The 9,451-nt window shown below is 39.8% G+C and carries 8 protein-coding genes and 1 tRNA gene; 1 reads left to right on the plus strand and 8 read right to left on the minus strand.

Annotation, left to right across the window (positions count from 1 at the left end; translation table 11 throughout):
• Positions 1-72 precede the first annotated feature (72 nt).
• The 5 genes from ABF638_RS34920 to ABF638_RS34940 all read right to left on the minus strand — a co-directional run bounded on the left by ABF638_RS34920 (position 73) and on the right by ABF638_RS34940 (position 3,819).
• Entirely contained in the window at positions 73-1,254 is a 1,182-nt protein-coding gene (locus tag ABF638_RS34920) for a low temperature requirement protein A (RefSeq protein WP_435027371.1), read from the minus strand.
• Between the two features lie 80 nt (positions 1,255-1,334).
• A tRNA-Gly gene (locus ABF638_RS34925) sits at positions 1,335-1,406 on the minus strand.
• A gap of 172 nt (positions 1,407-1,578) precedes the next feature.
• On the minus strand, positions 1,579-2,184 hold the full coding sequence (locus tag ABF638_RS34930) for a sporulation/spore germination protein (protein ID WP_435027372.1): 606 nt from the start codon (positions 2,182-2,184) through the stop codon (positions 1,579-1,581).
• Between the two features lie 285 nt (positions 2,185-2,469).
• A complete protein-coding gene (trpC, locus tag ABF638_RS34935; RefSeq protein ID WP_435027373.1) occupies positions 2,470-3,321 on the minus strand; it encodes an indole-3-glycerol phosphate synthase TrpC in 852 nt (283 codons plus the stop codon).
• A gap of 219 nt (positions 3,322-3,540) precedes the next feature.
• Positions 3,541-3,819, minus strand: coding sequence for a HetP family heterocyst commitment protein (locus ABF638_RS34940; RefSeq protein WP_181930872.1), 279 nt, complete (start codon positions 3,817-3,819; stop codon positions 3,541-3,543).
• A 1,539-nt stretch (positions 3,820-5,358) separates the two neighbouring features.
• On the opposite strand from ABF638_RS34940, the gene ABF638_RS34945 reads away from it, so the two are divergent.
• The gene (locus ABF638_RS34945; RefSeq protein WP_435027377.1) at positions 5,359-6,228 is read left to right on the plus strand and encodes a response regulator; all 870 of its coding nucleotides are present in this window, start codon (positions 5,359-5,361) and stop codon (positions 6,226-6,228) included.
• Between the two features lie 14 nt (positions 6,229-6,242).
• Here the strand turns inward: ABF638_RS34945 and ABF638_RS34950 are convergent, their stop codons facing one another.
• The 3 genes from ABF638_RS34950 to rsmA form a co-directional block, all read right to left on the minus strand.
• Positions 6,243-6,572 carry a DUF3082 domain-containing protein gene (locus tag ABF638_RS34950; protein ID WP_435027374.1) on the minus strand — a complete coding sequence of 110 codons (330 nt, stop codon included), beginning with the start codon at positions 6,570-6,572 and terminating at the stop codon, positions 6,243-6,245.
• A 163-nt stretch (positions 6,573-6,735) separates the two neighbouring features.
• Complete coding sequence (gene ispE / locus ABF638_RS34955; protein WP_435027375.1) at positions 6,736-7,689, minus strand: 4-(cytidine 5'-diphospho)-2-C-methyl-D-erythritol kinase; 954 nt, start codon at positions 7,687-7,689, stop codon at positions 6,736-6,738.
• A gap of 75 nt (positions 7,690-7,764) precedes the next feature.
• Entirely contained in the window at positions 7,765-8,607 is an 843-nt protein-coding gene (gene rsmA / locus ABF638_RS34960) for a 16S rRNA (adenine(1518)-N(6)/adenine(1519)-N(6))-dimethyltransferase RsmA (RefSeq protein ID WP_435027376.1), read from the minus strand.
• Positions 8,608-9,451: the final 844 nt, after the last annotated feature.

Genomic DNA, 9,451 nt, shown 5'->3' on the forward strand with positions numbered 1-9,451 from the left:
ACTTTTTAGGGGCGCACAGCTAGCTGTGCGCCCCTAGAACCAAAAGAGGGTATGAAATAAATTAGCCAGGAGTTAGATTTCTGGGTCAACCAAGCGGGTAGTGGGACGACTCTGATATAAATCTTGAACGACTTGAACCGCAGAAACTATAGCTACAAGGGCAATGACTGCAACAGGTAACAAACCTCTGCCAAAAATAGCGATCGCTAGCAGCACAACTGCACCCCCAAGTCTATACTGGGAACGAATTTTGCAATAACGGATCACTCCAAATCTGTGAAGAATACTGACAGCTAGAGAGCATAATGCTACGGAACCACACATGAGCCATCGCTGAGAATCGGGTAGTGCTAAAGCTGGCTTACTCAACAAGATTTGTTCTACACCGACTCCAGCAGCAGCAATCCCAATCACTAGCGGTAAATGGGTGTAGAGCCAGAGATTGACAACACCAACTTTTCCATGTGTCCGCGCTATCTCAATAGGTTTACCACCCAGGTTATCAAAATATACCCACCACCAGCTAAAGGCGATAATTAGACCGAATATAGCAGAAATCGCGGTTAAAACATCCCATTTTTGCTCAGAAACACCATTGACCACTGCAATGATTGCTTCACCCAAAACAATAATGGTAAATAGCCCGAAACGTTCTGGTAAATGAGAGGCGTGGGGGAGTAAACCGATCTGAAACTTACGTCCTGTTAACGGTGTCGCAAAGTCAATAATGATTCCCAGTGTCCAAAATCCGAATCGCCAAGGAATGGGTACTAATGCTGATATTAACCAAAAGAAGGCTGCGATCGCAAAACCAATAGCGTAGCGAGTGGTCAAAGGACGCGCTGAAGAGATATATCTTCCAGCACGAACGTATTCGATTACCAGCACAACTCGACCGAGAGCATAGGAAATGGCAAAACCGGGGGAACTCTCACTCAAACCGTGGTGGATATTAATAGCCATTGCTGCTGCTGTCAGCATTTGTATACCAATCAGCAGCCGATGTCCCACATCATCGCTATCAAAGCGATTGGCATAGAATGTAGTGCCAATCCATGACCACCAAACTGGTATAAATAGAACTATAAACCCAAACCATCCTGATAAAGAGATATCCTCGTTGAGATTGTGGGCCAGTTGAGAAACTGCAACTACAAAAACCAAATCATAAAAAAGTTCTAGCCAAGTAGCGTGTCGTTCTTCTTCGGTGTCTTCACCAATACGTAATCTTGGCGGTTGGAGAAAATTTGCCATAGTGCTAATTGCGAATCGCTAATTGTTTTTTACCATTAGCCGTCATTTATTAGCGAGGGCGTAGAACTCTAGAGTACAAAAGCGGGCGATGGGACTCGAACCCACGACGTTCACCATGGGAAGGTGACATTCTACCACTGAATTACACCCGCGAATTGCTGTCATCAAACTTGCAGCCAAAATGAATCCTACCACTATTTACAGATGTTTTCAATTGCCTAGAAAATGCACTGTTTTAACAACTGCTGATGCACAAATCCTGTGGTTGTTCAAATTGGGAAATCTTTTTAGCTAGTTAATGACGACACTTACTACCATATTTAACTAAAGAACAATGTTCTCACCTCGCTCGGTAAAGCGAACCTCTTTAATATTCCATTGGGAATTACTCGTTAGGGTTTTGCGGAGACTGCCAAACAGTGCAAACTGTTCACAACTAGAAAGAGAAGCTATTTGCCGCTTTGAATCAGGAGATATTCGCAAATCAACTGTAGCAATGCCATTTTTGATGTTGACACGATATCCAGACAAGCTAAAGTCGCTTGTATCTCGTTTTTCTAAGATTTTACTCACTACATTTGTCACTGGTTCTTCGGCTGGTACTGAAACTTTTTCTGAAATAAATTCTTGACATTGAGTATCGCTGGTGTACAGTGTGACGTTGGTAGTTTTACTAGTGACAGCCTTAGGTGCTGATGAAGAAGGCGTATTTTCCTTAGGAGATTCTTGATTAGGAGATTTTTCTCTCAACTGAGCTACGCTAGGAATTTGGCTGGGAGTCGGAGCTGATGCGTTATTTGTCGGTGTTGTGGTGGGGGATGGTGTTTCGCTGCCAATATTACGAGGAGTGGGATTAGAACTACAACTGCTGAGGCTGACAAGCATTGTCACAAAAATAAGGGGTAAAAAATATCTCTTGGCTGTGGTCATAAATTTTGCTTATAGAATGATGTTGCTGCTATCAATTTCAGTGTCGCTGGTATCAATTCCGCATAAATTTGTGAATCTTGAGCCAGTCTATAAAGTGTCAACCCAAAATCTGTTAAAGTCGAGGGTTATACTATACACCGAAATTACAACATCTGCTATTCAAGGAGCAATGTTCTGACAACAAGCCACTCTGCGTCTACGCCCATCCCAAAAAGCTTGACCAAAACAAACAAGGGTGAGGCAAACGAAGATATACCGACCCTTGATTTAATCAATGTGGTCTATTTATCTGAAAATAGCTGTAGGTTTGAGCAGATTACGCACACTCTGCTGCACATCTTCTTGTTTAACTAAAGACTCGCCAAGTATAACGGCATGTGTACCAGCTTGAGCGACAAGGGATAAATCAGTAGGTGTATATAAGCCAGACTCACTGACGACGATAATGCCCAGACTTTGTAGTTGCGATCGCCTAGCCGTCAGTAGTTGCCCAGTTGTGCCAATATTGACGCTAAAATTTTCGAGACTTTGGTTGTTGATTCCAATTAAGCGCACATCATCAAGTTTTAGCACCCGATCTAGTTCTGCTAAATTATGGACTTCTACCAAAGCATTCATTCCCAAATAGTGAATCACTCGTAAAAAGTTTTGCAGTTCCTTATCTGAGAGAATTGCAGCAATCAGTAACACTGCATCTGCGCCTGCTGCTCGTGCTAAATAAATTTGGCAGGGGTCTAAAATGAACTCTTTGCACAGTAGAGGCAATCCTACCCGGTAGCGGATGGTGCGTAAACTCTCAAAGCTGCCATGAAAGAACTTCTGATCGGTGAAGACAGAGATACAAGTTGCACCACCACGCTCATAAGCTTTAGCGATCGCTACTGCGTCAAAGTCTGCTTTAATAATTCCGTCTATTAAAGATGCTTTCTTTACCTCTGCAATGATGCAAGGTCGGTAATGACTCTGTTGCAAAGCGGAGAGAAAATCTCGGACGGTTGGTGCAGCAGTTAACTGACGTTGTAAAGAAGCCAAAGACATCTCTTGCTGGATTTGTGCAACTTCATGCTTTTTCTGCCATACAATCTCTTTAAGAGTGGGTTGCAAATGAGTATTAGGAGTAGTAACTGGGTAAGTCATATACTAAGGATGGGGTGACCAAAAAAGTATGGATTATAAAATTTCAAGCTACCCTACAGACATTCCTTTCAATAGGCCTATATGGAAACGCCTTTAACAAATAGGAAGCCGTAAATAACGGGATGTTTAAAGCTTTAAACCTTCATCCTTTCCTAATGGAATTTTGTAATCAATTTCTTTTAAATAGCCTCAATCGCTGACATTGATTTATACCTATTTTCAGAGATTAAGCCAGGTTGATTTTAGGTTTAACCCTTCTACATGCTCACTATCAATTTGGTTTGGTTTTGAACTTTCAACCAAGCAGTTATTTTTGAGTAGTCGAATGTATGTGCGGTAGGGTATGTAATCTATGGGATTGTAACCAGCAAACCGTAAGATTAAAACACATGCCCAGGAATATTTGCCAGCAATAATCGCTTTGAGGATTTGCTCAATTTGTTCATTATTGATTTTTCTACCCATTTGTGTTGGATAACCAGTGATGTTTTGAGTCATAACATGTGCTCTTTTGTGTAAATTAAAACTGGTTTGTATCTGACAGGGTTTCCCTAGTTTGCTAAATTGGATCTATTAAAAACAAGATTGTGATTAGTAAACTTAGATAAAGTTAAGAACTATTGTAAATTCATATTAAAAGTAGGGGCGGGTCTAACCAGCATCAAAAATATCTTGTTAAACCCGCTCTTACAAATGAACCGTATTGCAGAAGCAGCTTCTTCGTTAAGCTTACTCAATCTTTGGCAAAGGAGTATATGAACGATTTTTTGATAGATATGTCTATTTTTTCGCTTTTGAAATCTTATTTATTTTCATTAGTGTAAAACCAACTTGAACTTTGGAAAAAGAACATTGGTAATGAAACGTGCTTTATTGGATATTTCCTGTGGTGTGCTCCAATTAGACCTTTCACAAGGTAAAAATACCCATAATTCCACACAAAATGTATTAATTAATACAAAATCACTTAATATTTCCTATTCCTTTTGGAATATTTATAAGCCATGTGCATATAATTAATCAAAAAAATGTATTCCTTGTGACAGATGACAAGCTGTATTATGATGTTGTTAGATGCCTAAGAGAGCAAATTTAAGAGCAGTTACATTGATGAACACTAATTTACTTATTAAATCTATAACTCTTAGGAAAATGCATCTAAATTAGAATTGACAAAATAATTTTATTGTGTGATAAAAATTTTACTTATGGATTTTATCTTTATGTCCTAATAGTTGCAAATGATTAGCTAGAAACAAAATTAGTATGGACTTTTGCATTATTTATTACGTTTTGGCACAGAACTTTGAGAAATGGTCATACAGATATGCCAAATATTCCTCGGAGCTAAACATGTCTCAAAAGTGTATAAGGCTGATCGCTGAGTTGAAATCAGTTATGTATACTGCTATGCATAAGTCAAAGTCGTTAACCACTAAGTATTGCTGTTATATCTAGTTAAAAAATTAAGAAAGTGTATCTTTTAATATTATGGTTATTGACTATATTAAATATTTAAATTTTATTAATTATTATAATAGTTTTTGAAATGACAATAATTAATAATTTTATATCAATGTAGTCCAACAATATATTTATTATAGGCAGTAATTTTCGTACTCCGTTTTTCCAGATAAATGCGATAAAAAATATTTATATATCATCTATGCTTAACTACTTACCAATAATTTCTTTATATTATCAATATAAAAAAATTCACCTTTTATTGCTAAAATTATATTTAAAATCATAAATAATTTCTGTTTCTTTTTAATTCAAATTATTTAGAACTAGCCAAGAGTGCCATCAGAATTTTAGGAAGTTGTGATTAGCAACTTATTAACGGCTATAGTGCCGACTTATTTACCCGAGTGACTAGAGATATCGATTCTGGTGACTATTAAGTTAGTTCAATCTAACTCTCAACTGATGCTACAGCCAGAAGTTGAGTTGAGAATTTGCCATAGGTTTTTTACAGAGCACTCGGCACAAAAGTTGATCATCATTCCCTGCCACAAAAATCCTAGTGATGGAAAAATGATACACGAATCGTCGAAAAAAATTCTCGTAATTGAAGATGATGCTATTGCCCGCAATCTCTTCTTAGAGGTTCTTGAAGCTCAAGGTTTTGACACCATAGGTGCTGAAGATGGATTAGCTGGTATTGAGCAAGCACAAAAGCATTTACCCGACTTGGTTATTTGCGATATTCAAATGCCAGATATGGACGGTTACAGTGTTTTGACTACGCTCCGTCAAGATCCTGACACCGCAATTATTCCTTTTATTTTTTTAACTGGTAGTAATACACAAACAGATGTTCGCAAAGGTATGGAGTTGGGTGCAGATGATTATCTTACTAAACCCTCTACTATAGAGGATTTGCTCAGAGCGATCGCTGTTAGATTCGAAAAGCAAGCTTTATTAAGGTACTGGTACGCTACTAACTCTTATCAAGTCGCCCAACCAATACCTGCATCGTTTAACTCTGAGTCCATTTTTCCATCTGTTCCCCAACTACAAGCAGTTTTCGACTTTATTGAAGCTAATTATCGCCAAGGAATTACTTTATCTGATGTGGCTCTTGCGGTTGGTTATTCGCCTGCTTATTTGACTAACCGAGTAGCAAAACAAACAGGGGAAACTGTGAACGGTTGGATTGTCAAGCGTCGGATGGCAGCAGCACGTCCTTTACTCAAGAATACTAATAAGACAATCGACCAGATTGCTATTGCACTAGGCTATCAAAATACCTGTCATTTTTCTCGGCAATTTCGTCAACACCACGGGCTTTCTCCCAAAACTTGGAGAAAACAGCAACAAGTTCTTCAGCCTTCTAAAAGTGCGACATTACAATTCATCAAAAATCGTGGTGCGTTAGAAAAACTTGTGCCTTTAGGTTGCTGATTAAAAGCAAATTACTAGTTTTCACTACTTTTTTGCTTAGTCAATTGCTGCACTAATAATTGCACTCCCAAAGCCAACAATCCAATTGCTACTATACCAAATATACCGCTTCCTAAAGCAACTACACCAACAACCAAAGTCCGAACAGCAGAAGAAATCTTCAGCACCAATGGATTAATTGAATGGATCGGTTTATTAGCAAAATTAGTAGCGATCGCAATCATCAGAGAATACGCTGCAAATCCCATTCCTCCCGAAACCACAGCCCCAGTAAAACAGCGTAATGGACTAGTTGGTATCTCTTCTTTAGTATCTGTTTGTGGTGTTAAATTATTGTCATTCATGAAATTTTAGATTGTAGACTTTGGATTGGAGCATTAGGAATAATTCTTGTCCTCAGCTAATTGTCATTCAAATTGCATCTTTGCGTCTTTCTATCGATTTAAACTATGCAACTTAAAAGCTTATCAGCTTATTTCTTCTGCTCCATTAACGATAAACATTTATTTAAACTGAAGATGCCACCTGAATACCGTGTGTAATTGTCTGAGTCACAAACAATTCTAAGTCTTCATCAAGAATTGCTTCCCTCACTTGCCGCTTCACTTGTTCTGCCTGCTGTTGAGACTCAACAATAGCAAATACTGTTGGCCCAGAACCAGACATCATTGTTCCTAAAACACCTTCTTGATTTGCAAACACTTCTCGCAACTGCAAGACTTGGGGATAGGCTGGCAATACCACGCGCTCTAAATCATTGTGCAGTTTTTGGGCAATTTCTTCCGCATCTTTATCCAGGATAGCTTTTACTATTGCTCCTGAATGAACAGCGTTAGCACGGGCTGCCAAGTTGTCGCTATCTCTAATATAAGAGTGACCAAACTGCTGTCGATAGGTTTTGTACGCCCAAGCGGTGGAAACTTCCAGGCTGCGGTATTTTGCCAACACTATATGTATACTATCCAAATTTGGTAGAGGAGAAAGTTGCTCACCTCTACCTGTTGCGATCGCAGTTCCACCAGCCACACAAAACGGTACATCTGAACCAAGTGTGCTTCCCAACTCCTCTAATTCTGACTGAGTTAATCCCAATTTCCAGAGTAAATCTATCCCCACCAACACAGCTGCTGCATTCGTCGAACCCCCAGCCAACCCAGCTGCGACAGGAATCTGCTTATTGATGGCAATCTCCACGCCTCCATATTTAGCAAAGGCTTCGGGAAATTGCCTTGCCATTAATTCTGCTGCACGATACGCCAGATTGCTTTTATCTGTCGGTACTTGTGGGTGGTTGCAGTGAACACGGATATTGTCAGTACTAATAGAACGCACATCAATTTGGTCTGCAAGTCCGATACTCTGAAGTATCATGGCTAACTCGTGATAGCCATCGGTGCGATTACCAATGATTTCCAGATACAAGTTAATTTTAGCAGGGGCAATTAGACTGTAGGAATGCATTTTCTGAGAATGGGGAATGGAGAATGGGCAATGGGGAATGGAGAATGGGGAATGGGAAAAAATCTGCCTTGTTCCCTACTCCCTACTCCCCACTCCCAATTCATTTGCTAGAATTACCCATTGCTGAACGCTGAGGTCTTCGGCTCTGGCTTGGGGATTTATTTTTAATTGTTCCAGTAAGTGGCTCAAGCGATCGCGTTCTATCACAGATTGCAAATTATTTCGTAACATTTTGCGCTTGGCACCAAACCCCAACTTTAAGAAATTCTCTAATTGTCGGGGATTAAGCGCAGGTATTTCTATTTTTCGGGGGCGTAATCGCACCACTGCTGAATCAACTTTTGGCGGTGGATGGAATGCGGCTGCTGGAACTGTGCAGATTAACTCACACTCAGCCAAATACTGTACCCGCACACTCAACGCCCCAAAGGCTTTTGAGCCTGATTTAGCATACAACCTTTCTGCTACTTCTTTTTGTACCAGCAATACTATAGAGTCAAATGGTTCGGGGTTAGGGTTAGCGATCGTACCCAGTAGTTTCTCAATGATTGGCCCTGTAATATTGTAGGGAATATTGGCTACTACCTTATTTGGCTTTTGAAAATTGGGAAAGGCTGCCAGATAAGATGGTAAATCTAGAGTGAGAAAATCGCCTTGTAGTAGTAAAAAATTTTCAGTCTTACCAAGCTGCTTGGACAACAGTTGGCATAAGTCACGGTCTATTTCAACTGCAACCAGAGATTGCACTAAGCGTAATAAACGGCGAGTCAGGATGCCAGTTCCAGGCCCAATTTCCAGGACGCGATCACCTTTGACGGAGCGATCGCTTTCTGTACACTCTGCTGCTTGAATAATTGCGTCAAGCGCCTTTTCACTTTTGAGCCAATGTTGAGCAAAGACCTTACGCGGTCGGATCATCTGTATTTCTTGCCTAGTCTAGTTTTTAGCTTTTTATCAAAAACTCATTATAAATTTTGAAGCCCCTTTACAGCGCTAGACTCACTGTAACGTCGATCTTCTACTCCAAACGCTCCGCGATCATAGTAATGGCGATCGCGTAAATGCCGATACAAGCGTTACCTGTAGGATGGGAGTCTTAAATCGCAAGCTCCGCAACAATTATGCTCTTATATGACTCATATTTGATTTTTGAACAAAACTCAGTACACCTTTATTCTTTCTTCCCAGTCCCCAATCCCCAGTCCCTTACCTCTAAGAGTGATTCAGAAATCAAATCGGATTACTATATATAGTTAGTTTAGGCGTAGGGATTCAGGATAAATCCCTCCAGAAAGATTTCCTCCTGCCTTTTTCCATAATCATTAATCATTCAACCTGCATCAGATCCCATTTAGAGACAAGCAACGTGCATTATTTACACAGCCAGGTTTAGCCATTTCCTTCTCGCCTCCCTCCCGCCGCTTAAGCCATTCTCCTGAAAGTAATACCAGTCAAGCGATTTGACCATTTAGAAAAAAAAATAAATTTACCCCTTGACAAACTAGGGGATGAATAGTTACTCTAGTTAAGTCGGAAGGCGAAAGACGCCAACGACCGCTGAACCTGAAAAACATAATACTTTGAAAGCTTAAGAAAAAACCAATCCTCGTCAAAAGATTTTGTTTTTGGGATTTCCCAAAAAGACAATCAAAATTATAGATAGGATTCCGGAAAATATTTTTTTCGGAGCCACAAACTCGAAACACAACAAAACGGAGAGTTTGATCCTGGCTCAGGATGAACGCTGGCGGTATGCTTAACA

The organism is Nostoc sp. CALU 1950, from assembly GCF_051172895.1.
Lineage (GTDB): Bacteria > Cyanobacteriota > Cyanobacteriia > Cyanobacteriales > Nostocaceae > Nostoc > Nostoc edaphicum_A.

Bases quoted from the DNA above. Each gene is read 5' to 3' on its own strand.
- ABF638_RS34930 (WP_435027372.1), bottom strand. From the start codon at position 2,184: ATGACCACAGCCAAGAGATATTTTTTACCCCTTATTTTTGTGACAATG.
- trpC (WP_435027373.1), bottom strand. From the start codon at position 3,321: ATGACTTACCCAGTTACTACTCCTAATACTCATTTGCAACCCACTCTT.
- ispE (WP_435027375.1), bottom strand. From the start codon at position 7,689: ATGCATTCCTACAGTCTAATTGCCCCTGCTAAAATTAACTTGTATCTG.
- ABF638_RS34950 (WP_435027374.1), bottom strand. From the start codon at position 6,572: ATGAATGACAATAATTTAACACCACAAACAGATACTAAAGAAGAGATA.
- ABF638_RS34945 (WP_435027377.1), top strand. From the start codon at position 5,359: ATGATACACGAATCGTCGAAAAAAATTCTCGTAATTGAAGATGATGCT.
- rsmA (WP_435027376.1), bottom strand. From the start codon at position 8,607: ATGATCCGACCGCGTAAGGTCTTTGCTCAACATTGGCTCAAAAGTGAA.
- ABF638_RS34940 (WP_181930872.1), bottom strand. From the start codon at position 3,819: ATGACTCAAAACATCACTGGTTATCCAACACAAATGGGTAGAAAAATC.
- ABF638_RS34920 (WP_435027371.1), bottom strand. From the start codon at position 1,254: ATGGCAAATTTTCTCCAACCGCCAAGATTACGTATTGGTGAAGACACC.